The organism is Aquamicrobium sp. NLF2-7 (assembly GCF_022359935.1).
In the GTDB taxonomy this organism is placed as follows: domain Bacteria; phylum Pseudomonadota; class Alphaproteobacteria; order Rhizobiales; family Rhizobiaceae; genus Mesorhizobium; species Mesorhizobium lusatiense.
On the sequence record NZ_JAKSED010000001.1, the window covers coordinates 1,722,942 to 1,741,147 of the forward strand.

Genomic DNA, 18,206 nt, shown 5'->3' on the forward strand with positions numbered 1-18,206 from the left:
GCTGCCAAGCCGCGAGATACATTCCACAGATGAGGAAAAACCCGGGAAAAGAGTTGGTACGCCCAAGGGGAATCGAACCCCTGTTTGCGCCGTGAGAGGGCGCCGTCCTGACCGCTAGACGATGGGCGCAGCCGAGGTCCGCGATATAGGCTGCCGGATCATAAAAAGCAACAGCCTCAATCCCATTTCCTCAACATGCCCGGAAAAAGATGAAGCCCCCCGTTTCAGCCGCGTCCGTTGCGGATGGCGGTCGAGGACAGCGTCGAGCGCGGCCCGTGGATGAAGGTCCACGCGGGCGCTTGCATGCGCGCCAGACGCGGCGCGTTCATTTCATCGACACGTGCGTAGTCGAAGGACCGGGCAACCACCGATGACAGGAACGACAATGTCGCTCCCGGCCGGTCGATCACCGCGATGGGAAAGGTCATCATAATGTCGCGCCAGCGTTCCCACCGATGAAAATCGCGCAGGCTGTCGGCACCCATGATCCATACGAAATCGACGCCGGGGTTTCTGGCACGCACCAGCGCCAGCGTATCGGCCGTATAGCGCACATGGTGAGCCGCCTCGAAGGCGGTGACCTTGATGCGCGGATTGCGCGTGATCGCTTCGGAACGCGCGATCCGCTCCTCCAGCGGCGCAAGCTCGCGCGTGCTCTTCAGCGGATTGCCGGGGGTGACCATCCACCAGAGCTGATCGAGTGCCAGTCTTCGCAGCGCAATTTCCGCGACCAGCACATGACCGGCATGGGGCGGATTGAAGGAGCCGCCGAAAAGCCCGACCTGCATGCCCTTCTCGACATGCGGCATGCGCAGATAGGCGGATTGCACCGATTGGCCGTGCATGGTTCCGCCTCCCCGAAAGCCTGCTTAAAACCGGTGCGTTGCGGTCAAGGCCGCACCTGCCCCGATCCGCGCACCCGATATTTGAACGAGGTCAGCTGCTCGACGCCCACCGGCCCGCGCGCATGCATCTTGCCGGTGGCGATGCCGATCTCTGCGCCCATGCCGAACTCGCCGCCATCCGCGAACTGGGTGGAAGCATTGTGCAGCAGGATCGCGGAATCGATCTCGTTGAAGAATTTCTCCACCGCCGCCGCATCCTCCGCCACGATCGCCTCGGTGTGATGCGAGGAAAAGGTTTCGATGTGCTCGATGGCGCCGGCAACTCCATCCACCAGCTTCACGGAAATGATGGCATCGAGATATTCGGTGCGCCAGTCGTCTTCCGTGGCGGGCGTCGCATCCGCAAACAGGGCCATCACCTCCTTGTCGGCGCGGATGGCGCAACCGGCATCGCGCAGCGCCGTCAGCACCGGCACCACATGCGTTCCAGCCACGGCACGGTCGACAAGCAGCGTTTCCGCAGCACCACAGATGCCGGTGCGGCGCATCTTGGCGTTGACGGCAATCTTCACCGCCATGTCGAGGTCAGCCGACCTGTCGATGTAGAGATGGCAGATGCCTTCCAGATGCGCGAACACCGGCACGCGCGCTTCGGTCTGCACCCGCTCGACGAGGCTGCGGCCACCGCGCGGAATGATCACGTCGAGATTGCCGCCCAAACCCTTCAGCATCTCGCCGACGGCGGCGCGGTCGCTGACCGGCACGAGCTGGATGGCGTCCTGCGGCAGGCCGGCCGCCTTGAGCCCTTCGGCTAGGCAGGCGTGAATGGCGCCGGATGAATTCAGCGAATCCGAGCCGCCGCGCAAAATGACCGCATTGCCAGCCTTGAGGCACAGCGCACCGGCATCCGCCGTCACATTGGGCCGGCTTTCATAGATCACGCCGATGACGCCGAGCGGCGTGCGCACGCGCTCGATGTGCAGGCCGTTGGGGCGGTCCCAGCCGGCGATGACATCGCCCACCGGGTCGGGCAGTTCCGCGATCGTCCTGATGCCGTCGGCAATGGCGCGGATGCGCTGCGGGTCGAGCTTCAGCCGGTCCAGCATCGCCGGTGAAAGGCCAGCCTCCTCGCCATTGGCCATATCGATGGCGTTGGCGTTCAGGATTTCCGCCTCACCACGCACGATGGCTTCAGCCATGGAAACCAGCGCGGCATGCTTGCGCTCTGGCGAAGCGATGGCCAGTGGCCGGGCCGCGGCCCGTGCCTTGCGGCCGATTTCGGCCATCAGCGCCACAGTGTCCTGACGGGAGTTGTCATTCATGTTCAGCATGGTCCCAACTCCGATCAGAGCTAGATTTCAAATCCGTTGCCATTCACCACGAGGTCGTCCCGGTGGATCATGGCCGAGCGGGCTTCATAGCCGAGCACGGCTTCTATCTCCGCCGTCTTCAACCCGGCAATTCTTACGGCATCGGCGGCATCATAGGCAACCAGACCGCGCGCGATCTCGCGGCTGTCGGGCCCCAGGATGGCCACCGTGTCGCCGCGCGAGAAGTTTCCGGCCACCTGCCGCACGCCGGCCGGCAGCAGCGACTTGCCCGAAAGCAGCGCCTTCACCGCGCCGTCATCCACCGTCAGGCGCCCGGCTGGTTCGAGCTGGCCAGCGATCCATGTCTTGTAGCCCTTTACCGGATGGGCGCTCGGCCTGAACAGCGTGGCGCGCTCGCCGCGCTCGATCGCCATCAGGGGCGACTGGCGCGTGCCGGCGGTGATGATCATCGCCGTGCCAGCCCCGGTCGCGATCTTGCCGGCATCGAGCTTGGTGCGCATGCCACCGCGCGACAGTTCGGAAGCCGCTGCCCCGGCCATCGCCTCGATATCGGGCGTGATGCGCTCGACCACCGGAATGAACTTGGCATTGGGATCGATCGCCGGCGGCGCGGTGTAGAGCCCGTCGATGTCGGAGAGCAGCACCAGCAGGTCGGCGCCCATCATGGTGGCGACACGGGCCGCCAGACGATCATTGTCGCCATAGCGGATTTCGGAGGTGGCGACGGTGTCGTTCTCGTTGATGACCGGCACCGCCTTCATCTTGAGCAGCGTCGAGATGGTGGCGCGCGCATTGAGATAGCGCCGCCGCTCCTCGGTATCGCCCAGCGTCAGCAGGATCTGGCCCGAGGTCAGGTCATGGCGACCAAGCGCCTCTGCCCAGGCACCTGCCAGGGCGATCTGGCCGACGGCCGCCGCCGCCTGGCTTTCCTCCAGCTTCAGCGCCCGGCGCCCCAGCCCAAGCATGGTGCGGCCGAGCGCGATGGCGCCCGACGAGACGACAAGGATTTCCGCGCCATTTGCAGCCAGCGCGCCGATATCGTCAGCCAGCGATGCCAGCCAGTCGCGCTTCAGCCCCGTGTTGCGGTCGACCAGCAGGGCCGAGCCGATCTTCACCGTGATGCGGCGATAGTCCTTCAGCGAAAGAGCACTCATGCGATCAGACTTTCCAGCGGTCTTCGTCTTCGCCGGTTTTGGGCGATGCGAGTGTGCGCGCCTCTTCGACCACTGCCATGAGGGCCCGCAGCACCGCCTCGACGCCCTCGCCCGTTGCGGCCGAAAGCAGGAGCGGAGCCGAGCCACAGGCGCGTTTCAGTGTCGCCAGCTTTTTCTTGCGCTCATCCGCATCGATTGTATCGACTTGACTGAGCGCCACGATTTCCGGTTTTTCAGCGAGGCCGTTGCCATAAGCTTCAAGCTCGCCGCGCACGGTCTTGTAAACCTTGCCGGGATGCTCTTCCTGTGCCGACACCAGATGCAGAAGCACGCGCGTGCGCTCGACATGGCCGAGGAAGCGGTCGCCGATGCCAATGCCTTCATGCGCGCCTTCGATCAGGCCTGGAATATCGGCAATGACGAACTCGCGCGCGTCGATGCGCGCCACACCGAGCCCCGGATGCAACGTGGTGAAGGGATAGTCGGCGATCTTCGGCTTCGCCGCCGTTACCGTGGCCAGAAACGTCGATTTTCCGGCATTGGGAAGCCCCACCAGCCCGGCATCGGCAATCAGCTTCAGCCGCAGCCAGATGCTTTTTTCAACACCCGGCAGGCCGGGGTTGGCGCGGCGCGGCGCCTGATTGGTGGAAGTCTTGAAATGCTGGTTGCCGAAACCGCCATTGCCGCCCTTGGCCAGCAGGTAGCGCTGACCGGGTTCGGTCAGGTCACAGATCAGCGTTTCGTTGTCGTCCTCGAAAATCTGGGTTCCGGCCGGCACCTTCAGCACCACATCCGCGCCCTTTGCGCCGGTGAGGTTACGGCCCATGCCGTGAACGCCGGTTTTCGCCTTGAAATGCTGCTGGTAGCGATAGTCGATCAGCGTGTTGAGCCCGTTGACGGCCTCGGCCCAGACATCGCCGCCGCGACCGCCATCACCACCGTCGGGGCCACCGAACTCGATGAATTTTTCCCGGCGGAACGACACCGAACCGGCACCGCCATCGCCGGAGCGTATGTGAACCTTGGCCTGATCGAGGAATTTCATCGGACTCCAGCGCTTTAGCTGCTCTTGCGTTTCATGAAAGTGCCCTTCACTAACCTATGGTGTGGCGAAGTGCGAGTGCGCTTATGCCGAAATGAGCATGAGCGGAAAATGTCGGCTTCGGCAGCCGGCAGAGAAGGAAGCAGATGAAGCTGGTCAGCTACAATGTGCAGTTCGGCGTTGGGCGCGACGGCAAGGTCGGGCTGGAGCGCATCGCCGCCAGTGTTGCCGGCGCCGACATCATCGCCCTGCAGGAAGTGACCCGCAATTACCCCACCAATGGCGGCATCGACATGGTCGCGGGGCTGACCGCCCTGCTGCCCGATCATCACCATGTCTATGGCGCGGCCATGGACATCGATTTCGGCGCCCTGATGCCAGAACCTCCCAGACCCGCAATGCGCTTCCAGTTCGGCAACATGCTGTTGTCGCGCTGGCCGATCGTATCCTGCCGCAACCTGTTTTTGCCCCGCAGCCGCACCTACGACAAGGCCAATCTCCAGCGCGCAGCGCTTGAGGGGCTGATCGTCACGCCGCTCGGTCCTCTGCGCATCTACAGCACCCATCTCGACCATGTCAGCGCTGAGGAGCGGATCATGCAGATCCGCCACCTGAAGGAACGCCTCTTCGCTTATCCGATGGAGGGCGGCGCCATCACCGGCGCCGGCGAATACGGCTTTCCCGAGCCGCCCTGCCCGGAAGATTTCGTGCTGATGGGCGATTTCAACATGCGCCCCGGCGAGCCCGAATACGCGGAGATGACAGGCAGCCCCGACACGCTGTTCGGCCGCCGCATCGTTGCCCATCACCCCGTCGACACCTCGCGCCTTGCCGGTCCCGCTCCGGAGGGAAGCGTGAGCTGGACCGATCTTTCGGGCGCCGGCCAGCATTCGCGGCTCGACTTCTGCTTCGTCTCCGCAGGCCTTGCGGGACGGGTGAAGACCTGCTGGATCGACAACGACGCCGACGGCTCCGACCACCAGCCGGTGTGGACGGAGCTCGCATAGAGCCTCGGACCGAAAGGCGTCGCGATTGCGGATCACGAGCGGGCCCAAGACCGCAGACTGGACCAGGTGCGGCGATCCAGCCTGTAGCGCTCGATCGGCACCTTGCCGGCGATGATCGAGTTCAGCATGCCCTGCCCGGCATACTGGAAGCCGCACTTGTGGATCACCCGGCGCGAGGCCGGATTGATGACTCGGCAGGACGCATGCAGCGTATTGATCTCCGTGACCCGGAAGGCAAGGTCGACCAACGCATGCGCGGCTTCCGTGGCATAGCCCTTGCCCCAGTGCGGCTCGCCGATCCAGTAACCGAGTTCAAGGCCGCGCTCGTTGCGGGTGAGCCCCGCGCAGCCGACCAGCGCGCCGTTGTCGGCAAGGGTGAGCGCATAGACGACACCGCCCAGACCGGCCAGCTTGCTGGTGGCAACGAAGCTGCGGGCCTCCGCCTCACCATAAGGATGCGGCATGCGCCCGAGCATCTCGGCGACGCGTCGGTTGTTCGCCAGCTCGGCGAGATCCTCCACGTCCTCCTCATGCGGTGCACGCAGAACCAGACGCTCGGTGACGAGCACCGGGCAGTCTATTCTCAGATCGTAGTAATCTTCGGCGTCTTCCTTCTCGACGACCATGGCCTGATCCCTCCAGGGCAAAGAAAAAGGGGAGATGGCGACCCATCTCCCCTGATCCTTTTCTGGTCTGGCCAGACACCGGTTCCCGAGATGGGGCGCCGGTGTTGTGGTGCGGAAACCGGCTACTCCGCGGCTTTCGGCATCGGGTTTACCGACACGTAGGTTCGGCCGTTGGCTTTCTTCGCAAACGACACGGCACCTGCTTCAAGAGCGAAAAGGGTATGATCCTTGCCCATGCCGACATTGACGCCGGGATGCCATTGGGTGCCGCGTTGACGAATAATGATGTTGCCGGGAATCACGGATTCCCCGCCGAACTTCTTCACGCCAAGGCGCTTCGACTCCGAATCGCGACCGTTGCGCGACGAACCGCCAGCTTTCTTGTGTGCCATCTTGATGCTCCTTTGCGCCGTTTCAGGCGCCTGCAATCTCTATGAACGCGTTGGCGTTCCGTTTCAAGCCTGCAAGGACGGCAAAAACCGCCCTGCCGTTGCTTACTCTGCTGCCGCGTCCTCGGCCTTGGCCTTCTTAGGCGCTGCCTTTTCCTTCTTCGGCGCGTCTTCCTTCGCCTCGGCCTTGGCAGCCGCCTTCTTGGAAGGCTTGGCGCCACCGGTCAGGATCTCGGAGATCCGCACGGTGGTGAGAAGCTGGCGATGGCCGATCTTGCGGCGCGAATTCTGGCGACGGCGCTTCTTGAACGCAATGACGGTACGGGACTTGCCCTGCGCCACGATCTCGGCGGCGACGACGGCGCCTTCCACGAGCGGCGCGCCGATGACGACATTCTCGCCCTCGCCATGCGCCAGCACCTGGCCGATTTCGACGATATCGCCGACTTCGCCCGAAACCTTCTCGATCTTAAGCACGTCGTTGGCGGCTACGCGATACTGCTTGCCGCCCGTTTTGATGACTGCGAACATTTTTTGCCTTTCGCTGTTCGGTCGGCCTTGTTGATCCGCTTTGGTTCCGGTTGGCCCTGCAGGGCGCTTCATGCCGGAGCTTGTGGATCGGCCGTCTTTTTGTCAGTCTGCGGGTTCAATAGACAACAGGCGCGGACCACAGCCCACGCCGATTGCGCGCCGTCCGTAGACGATGATCAGGGCGAAGTCAAGGAAAATGCCCTTGGCCGGCCAGCCGGAACGCTCCGCCGGCCAACACCTTGCGCGCCTTGCCGGCCGAACCGCAAGACCCTCGCGCCATCCCCTTCACCCATCCCGCCCACGGCTTGTGAGCCGCCCCGCATGAAAAACGAAAACCTTTCCGAAGACGCCTTATTGGCCCTTGTATCGGAACGCGACTGCCGTTATCTAGTGCGCCGCTGGCAACGGCCGACCACACTTGCGGAGAAGTGGCAGAGTGGTTGAATGCACCGCACTCGAAATGCGGCATGGGTGCAAGCCCATCGGGGGTTCGAATCCCTCCTTCTCCGCCATTCACCTCACTTAAGCGCTTGTTTTTAAATAGTTTTCTGCGCCAGAAGATTATCTTTCCCCTCAATTTTCCCCACAATCGATTGAGGTTGAAAGCGAACGACGGCGGACTTCAGCGCCCGCCAAGCGTTCATTTCTCGGGCAAACCATCAAGCCATGCCCGCGCATCTTCTGCCCGGATGAGCGTCATTCTGCCGGCTTTTCGCACCTTCAGGCGTCCGTCCTTGATTTCGTCGAACACCTTTGTTCTGCCGACCCCAAAAGCTTCACAGAATTCATCGATCCGATAAGCTATCTTTTCGATTGCGGCAGAGGCTGGAATGTCAGTCATTGCGTAACCTCCGCCGAATCAAACAGGCCGGGATGTCGGGCCGCCGCAATTCCCTTAATGCGATCGAACTCAGCTTGGCCTATCTCATCGTAAATTACCGCCAGCAGCACCTTGCGGCGCTCGTCGATCGCTGGACGCCGCGGTGCCGCAAGCGTGAGAGCGTGGGCTTTGATCGCCTTGGCCGTCAGCTTCTTCCAACGCATTGCGCCCTGCGCGCGCGTCCGCCAGCCGGGCCGCACGCCATCTGGGTTTTCCTCAGCGCGGGCGATTTGCGCCCTTATAATGGCCGTCTCATTCTCAAGGCGCATGAGGGCGGCGGTACACTCCCCCTGCGTCTTAAGAGAGCGAACCGACATACCCGGTTCAATCTCAAGATCCAGAGGATCGGTAGGAGCCTGTGGCAGTGTTCTCATCGCCCTGCCCTCGCGCTGATCCAGATCCACAACAGGCAGACCGACAGCCCCACGAGCGAGCCGAGCAACATCAGCTCTGCTGGACGGTAGACAGCACGGCGCGGGCGCTCCGCAGGCATGAGATAGCCCATCAGGTCAATCAGCAGGTGAATGACCTTGCTGATAGCGATGATGGCATAGAGACGTAGCAGGAGGATCATGCCTGCGCCCTCCCCTCATCGAAGAGCGCCAGCGCCGCGCGCAGTACGTTGATGGTGAGGTCGGGTTGGCTGCCGCACCGCTCTTGCTCATCATGGACGAGGCGCACAGCCTCGACGGCCCCTTCAAGGGTGGTGGCGTCCGGCGGAGCGGTGCAGAGCCGCTTATAATGCGGCCCCCACGTTACGGCGACAAGCTCGTCGTCTTCCTCGATGGACATGTCTGGCGGTGAGGCGTTAAACACCTCAATCTGGTGACGGTACTCGCGCACCAAATCAAGCAGGGGATCGGTCATGAGCGTGCCTCCTCTGCTAGTTTTCCGAGCTCCCGCGATAGACCACAAAGGGCCGGTAGAGGGCCGCATGAGCCGTCGACATATTCATCAGCGACGAAGAAAACCTTGCGACGGCGGTCTGCATCTGTTTCAGGAACCCGCTTGAGAGCCTCTTCGTGGATCAAGCTGCGAGAGCCATTGATATATTCACAGAGGCGCTGGAGCATATCGCCGTGCAGCGGCAACTGGTCGCCGTCACTAAAACGTGGCTGGCACGACAGGCCGGCGATTACATCGGCAACAGTGCGAAGCGCATCGGCCAGAGCGAAAAGCCCTTCCATGGAGAGTTTTTCCGGCTCGAAGATCGGTTCCCCCTCGAAGTGAGGATTGAAGACGGGGTTGAAAGATGGCGCAATCATTCTGCACCGCCTTTCATGCCATCATCATGGGCAACCAGTCCTTCGACCATCTCGCGGGCGACCCACAGCAGATTGTCCACGCGAGCATCATCTTCACCCACCGGAAGCTCAAACCGGAGTTCGCAGATCACAGAAATCAGGTCGCTGACCCGATGCAAATCGCTGTTGAAGTCGACTACCTTCCACGCGGGGCTCATATCGAAGCCTCCCGCGCTACCTGATCGTGGTGAAGCTCTTCGAAGACCGAGCGGGCGTCTCGTAGAATGTCGTTTATGAGATCGCAGCCGGTTGTGATGGCATATTTGTGGGCACGCTCACCAAGGTTGTGTCCGGCCATGAAAACGAGTTCATTCAAGTGGATGGCTTGGCCAAGCAAATCGAGGGCATCGATCATGGTGCGGGGTTCTTCAGGCAAAGCTTCAGCGGTCGCCCGCGTGGCGTCGTTCGTTGTCATGGATTTTCTCCAGAAGAATGAGGTCAGGCGCGGCCCGGAAGCCGCACGGGATTAAGCGGCGTGGTAGCGGCGGATTGCTGTCGAAAGGCGACGTCGCGCGTTGTATTCGAGATCGCGCGCGACACAGAAGTCGAGGTACTCGTCCTCACTGTCGGACTGCATCCGCATCCAATCTGGCGAATTCCGCTCCACGCGACCGATCTTCCGCTTGGCCTTCCACGCTTTGTAGGCGTCAACCAGCGACAGGTACTTCGCCTTCCGATCGGCCTCGTGCATGTCGACGACCAGCGCCCTTTCGGCAATGTCCAGCAGGAGGACAATCTTCTTTTCGTTCACCATCACGCACCTGCCTTTCCGGTCAGCTTGAATCGGCCTTCAACGAAGGGGTGCGTTGCCATCGTGGCGCTGACCATCTGGCATTCGTCGACGAAGCGACGGAATACTGCCGAGACCTCTTTCTTGGCGTAGCCGGCGTTGTGCGCGCCTTCGGCATGCTCGTTCTTCACGAGAACCCGAACCGTTGGCGAGTAAGGACAATCCCACATCACCTTATTGACGACGGCCTCGGACAAGCCGAACTGCTTGTTTATCCGCCTGCGGATATAGGTGATCAGCTCGCAATTGCTCGGGAGCTTGTCGAGAGCCACATGGGCATGGGCGACCTGGTCTACCTTGGCATCGAGGGCTTGCAGCGCTCTGCCATGTTCGGCCTGCCGTGCCTCGTGTGCGGCCAGCATCGTAAAGGCACTGGCGAATGCCTCGGCCGTGGTGGGGAGGGCCACGGGCCTCACGCTTTCCATCTCTTCCAGCTTCTTGACCACCTTGTAGCGAAGGTCCGCGCGATAGCCGGTGACGAGCGTGATAGTCAGGTCCTTCGGAAGGCGGTATTCTTTGAGGCTGCGCCCGGTGCTGTCGGTGTAGCTGGACAGGAAATCACTCGCCCCAAATTTGGGGTCAGCGATATCCAGTAGCATCCGCTCGATGTCACGCAACACATGGTCGTGGCGCTTTTCGCAAAGGTCCGCAATCTCGCGGCTCGACATCGTGATCGGGACGTTCCCGATTTGGGCCGGTAGAAATCCCGGCGAGGAATTGCTATGTACGTTCTGCATCAGTCATCTCCTGATGATTGCTGTTTCCGGCTTCGGCGGGGTTGTGGTCGCCAAACTCTGACCCCGTCGTCGCCATTTTCTCCATCCGATCCCTTATACACCGGACGATTTCACTGTTCTGTGAGCTGCTGTTTCTGGCAGCTTGCCCCGAGATGAACGCTTTCGCGTCCTGAGGCAGCCTCAATGTGATGTGGGTTGGCATTTGCTCCTCGTTAACTACGTTGGCACTGTTTTAGTGTCGCACCGAAATGGTGTCAAGACACGACATCAAAATGGTGCTATTCCCCCTGTCGATTGATGGGGAAAACCATGGAAGAAGATTCCGAAGTCAGAATTACCCTCCGGCTTCCCGCCTCCCTCCGGGATCGCCTGACGGCGTCAGCCGATGCGAACTCACGATCCATGAATGGCGAGATCGTGAGCCGCCTAAGTGATAGCTTTGACGAAGAGCGTATTGCCCAACTGATGCGCGAGCGTGCTGTAAACCGCGACAAGCATATTTTGTACGTAGTGCTGGATGCAGATGGCTTACCGATCTCTTGGCAGGAGATCATGACGCACTTGGGCGAAATTGGAAGGTCGACCGGCCGAGACATCAATTCGATTGAAGCGCGAATCTTCGACGCGGAGTTTCTCGCGAACGATCTTCGGGAAGAATTCTGGTGGGAGCTTGTCCAGAAATACCGCAAAGCACGCAAGTCGGCGAAGACGGAGCCTCGCCGTCGCCAAATCCAGTTGCCAGACGACGAATAACCCACCCGCCCCACCGAACAGATCAGCGCAGCCTGCGCGGCTCGCTCTCCCCTATCGACAATAGCTGTGTTGGCGGTGGCGGGCATGACTTCCTTAACCATGTTTCGTACATTTAGTACGCGAAGGTAAGGACAGCAGTCAAGTACGATTTGTACGATACGTAAAAAATCGTACGTTTCGCTTAATTCCTTCCGGCGCCAGATACGAGGTCTGAACCGGTTTCAGAAGCTCCAGATCGTCCCCAGAACTTAGAAGCTTTTGTCCAGATTGAAGAAGGAGTTATGCTCTACGCTCCTAGTTGAGTTTTACCCTGAGCGCGAGTATCGTCCAGTTGGGTTTTGGGGGACTAAGTGGCAGTCGGGCAAAAGCACGATTTCGAACCTTTATTGCCGCCCGGCAGGCACGAAATGACACTCGTGGAAGTCTGGGCACGATACGTTGCGGCCTTTGACGAACATCCTTCCCGCGCCGCTATTTATTGGAAACTTGAGCGGATCGTACAAGACATTTTGGTAGCTGCAATACCATGTGACCTGTGGTTGGACGGAAGCCTGCTTACGAGAAAGCTTGAACCGAATGATCTCGACATCACAATAGTGATAGATCAGGAAGTCATTGAAAATATTGATGAAAATCAATTTAAACTTATTGATAAGCTCGCCGAGGGAGGGTATGGTGACGACATTGATAGTTTCGTCCTTACGCGGTGGAGTCGAGATAGTCCTAATTTCGGAACGGAACTGGACGAACTGAGTTCATGGAACGAAGTTTATGGAGCTGAGCACAGCAAGGAGTGGCTAAAGGGATTTGTAGTCCTGAGGCTGAATGAGACAGATGTCGGACTATTCCTACGTCGCGGATAGAGCAAAAAAGGCATACGCGTCCGTCTCCCGTCTGGAGGCGGCTCTTCAGCGCGAGCCTGAAAACAGAGGATTACAAGTCAACCTTGCTTCTATGCGACGCTTGGCAGAGCAGGCGAGATCTGACTTAAACAGACTTGCAGCGCTCAATCACATTGAAGTTTGCAACTATCGCTTATCTCCTGAATTTGGTGACGGTTATGCGTTAGAGCATGTCTCTAGTTCTTTCCTAGAATATCAACTGCTTTTTAGCCAAATCTACGATGCGTTCGCCAATGGACCGAAATCAAATGCTGTAATAGGGGCAGAGGCGAAAGTCGCTAGTACCCTTGAATTTGCTTTTTCCTATAGCGGATCCCTTGGAGTTGTCCTGCTTGCCAAGAGTGAGCGTGATTTTCTAGAGGGAAATTTAGATAAACCAATCGATGCACTTTACCAAATACTGGACGTTGAAGATGTAGATCACGTCAAGGATATAGCCCACAGTTTGGGACGCGCGGTAGTGAAGCGTGTCCATGACTGGTCAAAAGCTACCATCAAAGGCGGGTTTGCCGCCGACATTCGGTGGAGGCGATCTGATGGAGTAGAGCGCGGCCAGGCTATTGCACGCGCCAAGCTTGAGAAGATAGCCGATATAATCGGTGGGACATCAGATGAGAAATCAACTCCTCTGACAATTTCTGGTACCTTGGTCGGCATAGACGTAAATGCCAAAACCTTCCATTTTGTTGTACCGGGTGGGGAATCATTCAAAGGCCGGTTGGCTGAAGAGTTTTCACTCGTGGAGCAAAGCCGAGTGCCTGCCCCGTATATTGCCGACATTACTATTTTAGAAAGGCAACATTACGCTACGGGCGTTAGTGAGGTGCGCCATGTGCTTGGAAAGCTATCTGCTCTCAAGGACAGCCCTTCTGCCGGCGAGCGATAAACACTCCACTGCCCGTAGTGCATGTCCTTTTTCCAAAGAGTCATATCACTGTATGATGCATGTCCCCGGCCAGTCACTGCACTGCCGACTGGCACAACCTGTCGACATGGCGGCAATAAGAGCCAGGCTAAGCAGGATGGTTACGGTTCTGATTGTCTTCTTCATGCGCTGCCCGCAGTCTCCGTATCCTCTCCCAGATCGTATACTTCTTCCAGCTCTCCAATAAGCGTCAGCCAGTCCCGCAACCCTGTATGAGCTGCGGTTTCCAGATCGGCACCAATGTCGCGGGCATACCGGCGCAGAGCTATGCGCTCGTCGGTCGAGAGGGTGAGGGTGATTTTCAAAGGAGCTATGCCCTCAACTTCAGTTGGCCTTGAATGCCGCCCTGTCGATTGATCTGATTGACCATACGCTGAAGTTGGTTTGCGCGGATTGTGACGTAAATTTCCCCCACCCATTCGATTTCCTGATCTTCGATCGGATGATCGTTCCATGAGATCAGGTTGTAACCCTTTTCGCCGCGGCGAATGGTTTTTAGAAAGCGACGACCATCACGCGTCCGAACGGCGGCCTCCTCGCCAAGAAAAGAATCCGTTGAACGCTTCTGCTCGCGCCAGACAATAATCACATCGCCTTCGTCGTATCTGGGCAGCATTGAAATGCCCTTTACCTGAAAAGCAATCATGTCTGCTGGAACCGGAATAGCAATATGGATCTGGTCCAAACCCTCCGGCGGCGTTTGCTCGAAATCGGGTTCGATCTGGGCTCCCGCTCCCACGTAGCCCATAAGCGGAACGACTGAAGCACTTTCGTCTCCTGCGTCACTCCCAAAAAGGATCCATCCGGGATCGACCCCGAACACCTGCCCGTACAACTCAGCAGCTTTCCGAGATATGGGTCGGTTGCCGTTTTCGTGACTGATGAGAGTATTCCTGTTCACACCTCTGCTGTGCAGGGAGCGGGCTGCGTCACTAGGACTGTCAAAGCCGGCATTGGAGCGGGCTTCCTGAAGTCGGAATCGTGGTTCTTTCATCATTCGTACATTTTGCCTGATAATTGTCGTTCAAGGCGTACGATTTGCACTTGCATGACATTCGTACAATAGGTACGATGCAAACATGCTTAACAAACCCACTACCATTTCCGAACTCATTAACCGGTGGGAGACCTTAGGGGATTTTGCCGACGCCATTGGCTGTGGCTATGAAGCCGCGCGCCAAATGAAACGACGTGATCGGATCGCCCCCCATTATTGGGCGCGATTGATTTCCGTGGCTGAGACTCGGGGCATTCTGGATATCGATTATGGCTGGCTGGCGGCTCGATACCCCGACCCCAAGAGGCCCGCCGCATGACCTCCCCTTCCCTCACCTCCATCCGCACCCATGACGGCACGGTTCTTGCCCGCGATCCTGCAACCGGCATCGTCGCTTCCGGCCGCTCGCTCGACGAGGCGGTCGCTGAACTGCGGCGGCTGCTTTCTCAAACTTCGAGGTCAGCGGCATGAGCAACATCGACGATCAGATGAATGCCGAGCAGGAACGTGCCTTTCTGGAATGGCGCGACCTCCGAGATAAAGCGTTCGAAAGCGGCACGAAAGAAGACGCGCACAGGGCCGGCAAGGCGTTTGGCACGTTCTTCTATCTCTACGTAGCCAATACCTACCGGCCCACGCTCAAGGGGTTGAACACCCCGTGAAACTCAAGCTTGAAATCCCAGATGCCGCTTATGTGCCGGAGATTGAGCAAGATGTGCTCGGCACGCTCCTGTTTGGTGGCGACTTCCGACAGGTGGCCAGTTTCCTCAGAGACGATCATTTCGTTCACGAGGTTCATCGCATTCTCTTTCGCGCAATCCGTGCTGCATTCGACCAGTACGGCTCGGCCAATCCTGCCATTGTCTCCCGGCTCATCCCGGAAGACGCGGCATTGGTGTTCGCGCAGAAGACCGATCATGCACCGCTCGCCTACATGGCAGCGCTGGCTGAGCAGATCGTGGTTGGCCCTGCGGGGCTCGACCGTGGCGCGCAGGCCGTCAAAGCTCAGTGGGCTCGCCTGAAGACAGGGGAGATCGGCGGCCTATTGAGACAAACGGCTCATGACGCGACCGCCGATCCGAAGGAAATCATTCAAGGCGTTTCCTCAGAACTCGATGAGGTCGCGGCAGAGCTTCGAAGCGGTCCTCGCCGCAAGACAATGCGCACCATGGATGAGGCAACATCGGCCGCACTGGAAGAGGTCAGGGAGGCCCAGCAGCGCGGTAACGGCCTGACCGGCTACACATGGGGGCTCTCCGACATCAATACCGCCACCGGTGGCATACACCCCGGCGAAATGGTGATTATCGGAGCCCGCCCCTCGATGGGCAAAACCGCAGTGGCTCTCTCCATTGCGCTGCGCACTGCCTCGACGGGAATAGGCGTCGGCTTCCTGTCGCTGGAAATGGGTGCTCAGAAGCTCGCCATGCGCCGCCTGACCGACATCGCCTACGACTGGGGCGTCAAGGTTCCCTACACGGATCTGATCAAAGGCACGGTTTCGGAAAGCGACCTGTCCGCGATCATCGAAGCCAACCAGTCGGCAGACAATCTGCCCTTGTGGATCGAGGAACAATCCGGCCTCACCATCAGCGACATGCGCGTGAAGGTCGAGCGCATGGCCGAACAGGCTCAGAAGCGCGGCACGAAGCTTGGCGTGCTGATCGTCGACTATCTGCAACTGATCAAGCCATCAGGCCGCTATTCGGGCAACAGGGTGGGAGAGATCAGCGAAATCTCGTGGGGGCTGAGAGAGCTTGGCCGCGAACTCGGGTTAGCAGTCATTGCGTTGTCCCAGCTCTCCCGACAGGTCGAAAGCCGCGACGACAAGCGCCCTCAGCTTTCCGATCTGCGCGACAGCGGCTCCATCGAGCAGGATGCCGATATGGTCGCCTTCCTGTTCCGTGAAGCCTACTACCTCCAGAAGGAGAAGGGCAAAGACCGGGATAAGGAAGACGAGCGGATCGAGCGTCTGATCGAGGTTCAGAACGACCTCGAATTCATCATCGCAAAGCAGCGCAACGGACCGACCAAGACCATCAGGCTCTTCGTCGACATCGCCTGCTCGGCCGTCAGAAACGCGGCGAGGTACTAATGACCAACTCTCACGCAATGAACGATTTTAACTGGTTCGGTGAAGGCGTATCCACTTGCCGGCCAAGGTCTGTGTCTTTTGCGGTAAAGAAATAGATGACGTTCCGGTCCCCATCGAACTGAGCGGTCATGGGCCTCAGAGAAATTTCAGGCGTACCGAGCATCGCGGTCATATCGGACCGTATGGCATCATGAAAATCCTCAACCTTGAACGCATGCGCCGCCGACTTGAGCGCATCCCCGATGCTATCCGCAAGCGCGCCAAGGCCGATCTCATGCTCGCCGGCCGCGAGATCAACATGCTTCAGCGGTCTCTTGCGCCGAAGGATGACGGGCTGCTCGCCGGCACAATCCGCACCGAGCAGCTTCCCGATCCGGAGATTGGCGTGGAGATCAAGGCCGGAGGCCCTGCCACGACCAAACCAGTGCGCAACTCCAGCAAAGGCAATGCGCCGCAATATGATTATGCGCTGGCTCAGGAGCATGGCACCGAGAACATGCAGGCAAACCCGTTCTTCTATCCCGCGATCCGCATGAAGAAGAAGCAAGCGCAGCGGCAGGTCCGCGTCGGTGTTCGCAGGGCACTGAAGGATGCGGTGAGCGGAAAATGAGCGATCCCAGCGCTGAGATACAGGTTGCGCTCGTCGAGCGGCTGACGGCGCTGGCGACCGAGGCTGGCGAGCGCATCTATGACGATGTCCCCCCTGAGGATGAACGTGTTGCGGATACGGGCGCCGCTTATCCCTACGTGACTGTCGGAGCCGGCCAGCTCGTACCGGTCGACGAAGAATGCTTCGATCGTTCGTCGACCTATTTCCAGATCGATGTGTGGACGCGGACAGTTGGATTTCCTCAGGCGAAGCGCATTGCCGGCACGATCCGCACGGCGCTGCATGAGCAGACCCTTGCGGTAAACGGCCATGTGGTCGACCGAATGCGTGTCGAGAGCATCGACTATTCGCGCGATCCAAACGGACTGAGCCGCCGCGCACGCCTTGACCAAGCGCATTCGTGAAGCCGCCGATGCGATGCGTGCCGAAAACACCGTGCTGGCCGGTCTCGATCCATTGGTGAACGATTACGGCTATGCCTTGGAAAAGGCGCGCGTCCAGCAGGAATTGCTGACGGCCGCAAAAAAGGCCGGAGTGGAAGTCACGCCGGCGCTCGAAAAGGAAATCAGCGACCTTGCCGACACCTATGCCTTTGCGACCGTGGAGGCAGCGAAGCTTGCCGAGGGCCACGACAAGATCCGTGAGCGCGCCGAGGAGGCGCTTGCGCTGGCTAAGGACACCACCCGCGACTTGATCGATGGTTTCATCGAGGGCAAATCCGCCGCCGACATGATGGCCAATGCCCTAAAGAAGATCGGCAACCATCTGATCAATGACGTGCTCAACAACCTGTTCAAGATTCAGAACATGGGCAGCGGTGGCGGCGGCTTTCTATCGGGCCTGCTTGGTCTGTTCGGCGGTGGCGGTGGCTTTTCTGCCGCTGCCTATGCCGGTATTGGGCAGGGGCTTTACAGCAGCGGCGGCTACACCGGCCCCGGCCCGAAGAACAAACCTGCCGGTGTAGTGCATGCTGGTGAAGTGGTCTGGTCGCAGGACGACATCCGCAAGGCCGGCGGCGTTGCTGCCGTCGAAGCCATGCGCAAGGGCATGGGCGGCATGGCAACGCCTGCTGCGATACAGGCGCCGACCATGCCGAAGCTGACCAATATGGGGAGTGGTGGGGGAGCCATCAACGCGCCGGTCCACATCAACATCGACGCAACTGGCGCTGATCGGGAAGGCCTGATGCGGGTGGAGCAGCAGCTTGCCAAGCTGCGGCAGGAAGTGCCGAGCATGGTGATCAGCAACGTCCGCAAGGCTCAGAAAAGCAATGTGAAGTTGGGGTGAT

The 18,206-nt window shown here is 59.5% G+C and carries 27 protein-coding genes, 2 tRNA genes and 1 pseudogene; 11 read left to right on the plus strand and 19 right to left on the minus strand.

From position 1 onward, the window contains the following. Window positions 1–54: 54 nt before the first annotated feature. From MIC97_RS08470 to obgE, 5 genes are all read right to left on the minus strand, one after another. A tRNA-Glu gene (locus MIC97_RS08470) sits at window positions 55–129 on the minus strand. A gap of 95 nt (window positions 130–224) precedes the next feature. Then, window positions 225–809, minus strand: a complete 585-nt coding sequence (locus tag MIC97_RS08475) for a nicotinate-nucleotide adenylyltransferase (protein WP_239801071.1) — start codon at window positions 807–809, stop codon at window positions 225–227. Window positions 810–889: 80 nt separating this feature from the next. Further along, window positions 890–2,176 (minus strand): glutamate-5-semialdehyde dehydrogenase, encoded by a 1,287-nt coding sequence (locus tag MIC97_RS08480; protein ID WP_239799657.1) that lies wholly within the window; start codon window positions 2,174–2,176, stop codon window positions 890–892. A 20-nt stretch (window positions 2,177–2,196) separates the two neighbouring features. After that, entirely contained in the window at window positions 2,197–3,330 is a 1,134-nt protein-coding gene (gene proB, locus MIC97_RS08485) for a glutamate 5-kinase (protein ID WP_239799658.1), read from the minus strand. Window positions 3,331–3,334: 4 nt separating this feature from the next. Beyond that, window positions 3,335–4,375, minus strand: coding sequence for a GTPase ObgE (obgE, locus tag MIC97_RS08490; protein ID WP_239799659.1), 1,041 nt, complete (start codon window positions 4,373–4,375; stop codon window positions 3,335–3,337). Between the two features lie 143 nt (window positions 4,376–4,518). Here obgE and MIC97_RS08495 point away from each other — a divergent pair, with 143 nt between their 5' ends. Then, a complete protein-coding gene (locus MIC97_RS08495) occupies window positions 4,519–5,379 on the plus strand; it encodes an endonuclease/exonuclease/phosphatase family protein (RefSeq protein WP_239799660.1) in 861 nt (286 codons plus the stop codon). A gap of 32 nt (window positions 5,380–5,411) precedes the next feature. Here the strand turns inward: MIC97_RS08495 and MIC97_RS08500 are convergent, their stop codons facing one another. The 3 genes and pseudogenes from MIC97_RS08500 to rplU form a co-directional block, all read right to left on the minus strand. Beyond that, window positions 5,412–6,005 (minus strand): GNAT family protein, encoded by a 594-nt coding sequence (locus MIC97_RS08500; protein WP_183824442.1) that lies wholly within the window; start codon window positions 6,003–6,005, stop codon window positions 5,412–5,414. Window positions 6,006–6,127: 122 nt separating this feature from the next. Beyond that, complete coding sequence (gene rpmA, locus MIC97_RS08505; protein ID WP_035027213.1) at window positions 6,128–6,397, minus strand: 50S ribosomal protein L27; 270 nt, start codon at window positions 6,395–6,397, stop codon at window positions 6,128–6,130. Between the two features lie 144 nt (window positions 6,398–6,541). Beyond that, a pseudogene (gene rplU, locus MIC97_RS08510) lies at window positions 6,542–6,925 on the minus strand (50S ribosomal protein L21); the annotation flags it as partial. 422 nt (window positions 6,926–7,347) lie between these two features. On the opposite strand from rplU, the gene MIC97_RS08515 reads away from it, so the two are divergent. Further along, window positions 7,348–7,437, plus strand: a tRNA-Ser gene (locus MIC97_RS08515). 128 nt (window positions 7,438–7,565) lie between these two features. Here MIC97_RS08515 and MIC97_RS08520 read toward each other — a convergent pair. The 9 genes from MIC97_RS08520 to MIC97_RS08560 form a co-directional block, all read right to left on the minus strand. After that, complete coding sequence (locus MIC97_RS08520) at window positions 7,566–7,766, minus strand: helix-turn-helix domain-containing protein (protein WP_239799661.1); 201 nt, start codon at window positions 7,764–7,766, stop codon at window positions 7,566–7,568. Beyond that, window positions 7,763–8,074: a hypothetical protein gene (locus MIC97_RS08525; RefSeq protein WP_239799662.1), complete on the minus strand. Its 312-nt coding sequence runs from the start codon at window positions 8,072–8,074 to the stop codon at window positions 7,763–7,765. Before MIC97_RS08525 ends, MIC97_RS08520 begins: the two co-directional genes overlap by 4 nt. Before the next feature lie 101 nt (window positions 8,075–8,175). Next, window positions 8,176–8,379: a hypothetical protein gene (locus MIC97_RS08530; protein ID WP_239799663.1), complete on the minus strand. Its 204-nt coding sequence runs from the start codon at window positions 8,377–8,379 to the stop codon at window positions 8,176–8,178. Beyond that, window positions 8,376–8,672: a hypothetical protein gene (locus MIC97_RS08535; protein WP_239799664.1), complete on the minus strand. Its 297-nt coding sequence runs from the start codon at window positions 8,670–8,672 to the stop codon at window positions 8,376–8,378. The genes MIC97_RS08530 and MIC97_RS08535 overlap by 4 nt, the downstream gene beginning before the upstream one ends. Beyond that, the gene (locus tag MIC97_RS08540) at window positions 8,669–9,070 is read right to left on the minus strand and encodes a hypothetical protein (RefSeq protein WP_239799665.1); all 402 of its coding nucleotides are present in this window, start codon (window positions 9,068–9,070) and stop codon (window positions 8,669–8,671) included. The genes MIC97_RS08535 and MIC97_RS08540 overlap by 4 nt, the downstream gene beginning before the upstream one ends. Continuing rightward, entirely contained in the window at window positions 9,067–9,267 is a 201-nt protein-coding gene (locus MIC97_RS08545) for a hypothetical protein (RefSeq protein ID WP_239799666.1), read from the minus strand. The genes MIC97_RS08540 and MIC97_RS08545 overlap by 4 nt, the downstream gene beginning before the upstream one ends. Continuing rightward, a complete protein-coding gene (locus MIC97_RS08550; RefSeq protein WP_239799667.1) occupies window positions 9,264–9,524 on the minus strand; it encodes a hypothetical protein in 261 nt (86 codons plus the stop codon). The genes MIC97_RS08545 and MIC97_RS08550 overlap by 4 nt, the downstream gene beginning before the upstream one ends. Window positions 9,525–9,575: 51 nt before the next feature. Beyond that, window positions 9,576–9,863: a hypothetical protein gene (locus MIC97_RS08555; protein WP_239799668.1), complete on the minus strand. Its 288-nt coding sequence runs from the start codon at window positions 9,861–9,863 to the stop codon at window positions 9,576–9,578. Continuing rightward, window positions 9,863–10,636 (minus strand): Rha family transcriptional regulator, encoded by a 774-nt coding sequence (locus MIC97_RS08560; RefSeq protein WP_239799669.1) that lies wholly within the window; start codon window positions 10,634–10,636, stop codon window positions 9,863–9,865. Before MIC97_RS08560 ends, MIC97_RS08555 begins: the two co-directional genes overlap by 1 nt. A 309-nt stretch (window positions 10,637–10,945) precedes the next feature. Between MIC97_RS08560 and MIC97_RS08565 the strand changes: the two genes are divergently transcribed. From MIC97_RS08565 to MIC97_RS08575, 3 genes are all read left to right on the plus strand, one after another. Continuing rightward, window positions 10,946–11,389 carry an Arc family DNA-binding protein gene (locus MIC97_RS08565; RefSeq protein WP_239799670.1) on the plus strand — a complete coding sequence of 148 codons (444 nt, stop codon included), beginning with the start codon at window positions 10,946–10,948 and terminating at the stop codon, window positions 11,387–11,389. A gap of 407 nt (window positions 11,390–11,796) precedes the next feature. Next, window positions 11,797–12,252 carry a hypothetical protein gene (locus tag MIC97_RS08570; RefSeq protein WP_239799671.1) on the plus strand — a complete coding sequence of 152 codons (456 nt, stop codon included), beginning with the start codon at window positions 11,797–11,799 and terminating at the stop codon, window positions 12,250–12,252. After that, window positions 12,224–13,177, plus strand: a complete 954-nt coding sequence (locus MIC97_RS08575) for a hypothetical protein (RefSeq protein WP_239799672.1) — start codon at window positions 12,224–12,226, stop codon at window positions 13,175–13,177. The genes MIC97_RS08570 and MIC97_RS08575 overlap by 29 nt, the downstream gene beginning before the upstream one ends. A gap of 161 nt (window positions 13,178–13,338) precedes the next feature. On the opposite strand, the gene MIC97_RS08580 is transcribed toward MIC97_RS08575, so the two are convergent. Further along, window positions 13,339–13,521: a hypothetical protein gene (locus MIC97_RS08580; RefSeq protein WP_239799673.1), complete on the minus strand. Its 183-nt coding sequence runs from the start codon at window positions 13,519–13,521 to the stop codon at window positions 13,339–13,341. Between the two features lie 5 nt (window positions 13,522–13,526). Beyond that, complete coding sequence (locus tag MIC97_RS08585; protein WP_239799674.1) at window positions 13,527–14,213, minus strand: XRE family transcriptional regulator; 687 nt, start codon at window positions 14,211–14,213, stop codon at window positions 13,527–13,529. Between the two features lie 315 nt (window positions 14,214–14,528). On the opposite strand from MIC97_RS08585, the gene MIC97_RS08590 reads away from it, so the two are divergent. From MIC97_RS08590 to MIC97_RS08615, 6 genes are all read left to right on the plus strand, one after another. Next, on the plus strand, window positions 14,529–14,684 hold the full coding sequence (locus tag MIC97_RS08590) for a hypothetical protein (RefSeq protein WP_239799675.1): 156 nt from the start codon (window positions 14,529–14,531) through the stop codon (window positions 14,682–14,684). Further along, complete coding sequence (locus tag MIC97_RS08595) at window positions 14,681–14,875, plus strand: hypothetical protein (RefSeq protein ID WP_239799676.1); 195 nt, start codon at window positions 14,681–14,683, stop codon at window positions 14,873–14,875. Before MIC97_RS08590 ends, MIC97_RS08595 begins: the two co-directional genes overlap by 4 nt. Next, window positions 14,872–16,308 carry a DnaB-like helicase C-terminal domain-containing protein gene (locus MIC97_RS25210; RefSeq protein ID WP_239799677.1) on the plus strand — a complete coding sequence of 479 codons (1,437 nt, stop codon included), beginning with the start codon at window positions 14,872–14,874 and terminating at the stop codon, window positions 16,306–16,308. The genes MIC97_RS08595 and MIC97_RS25210 overlap by 4 nt, the downstream gene beginning before the upstream one ends. A gap of 190 nt (window positions 16,309–16,498) precedes the next feature. Next, window positions 16,499–16,918, plus strand: coding sequence for an HK97-gp10 family putative phage morphogenesis protein (locus MIC97_RS08605; protein WP_239799678.1), 420 nt, complete (start codon window positions 16,499–16,501; stop codon window positions 16,916–16,918). Further along, window positions 16,915–17,322, plus strand: a complete 408-nt coding sequence (locus MIC97_RS08610; protein ID WP_239799679.1) for a DUF3168 domain-containing protein — start codon at window positions 16,915–16,917, stop codon at window positions 17,320–17,322. Before MIC97_RS08605 ends, MIC97_RS08610 begins: the two co-directional genes overlap by 4 nt. Then, window positions 17,303–18,205, plus strand: a complete 903-nt coding sequence (locus MIC97_RS08615) for a hypothetical protein (protein ID WP_239799680.1) — start codon at window positions 17,303–17,305, stop codon at window positions 18,203–18,205. Before MIC97_RS08610 ends, MIC97_RS08615 begins: the two co-directional genes overlap by 20 nt. The last annotated feature ends 1 nt before the right edge of the window (window position 18,206 follow it).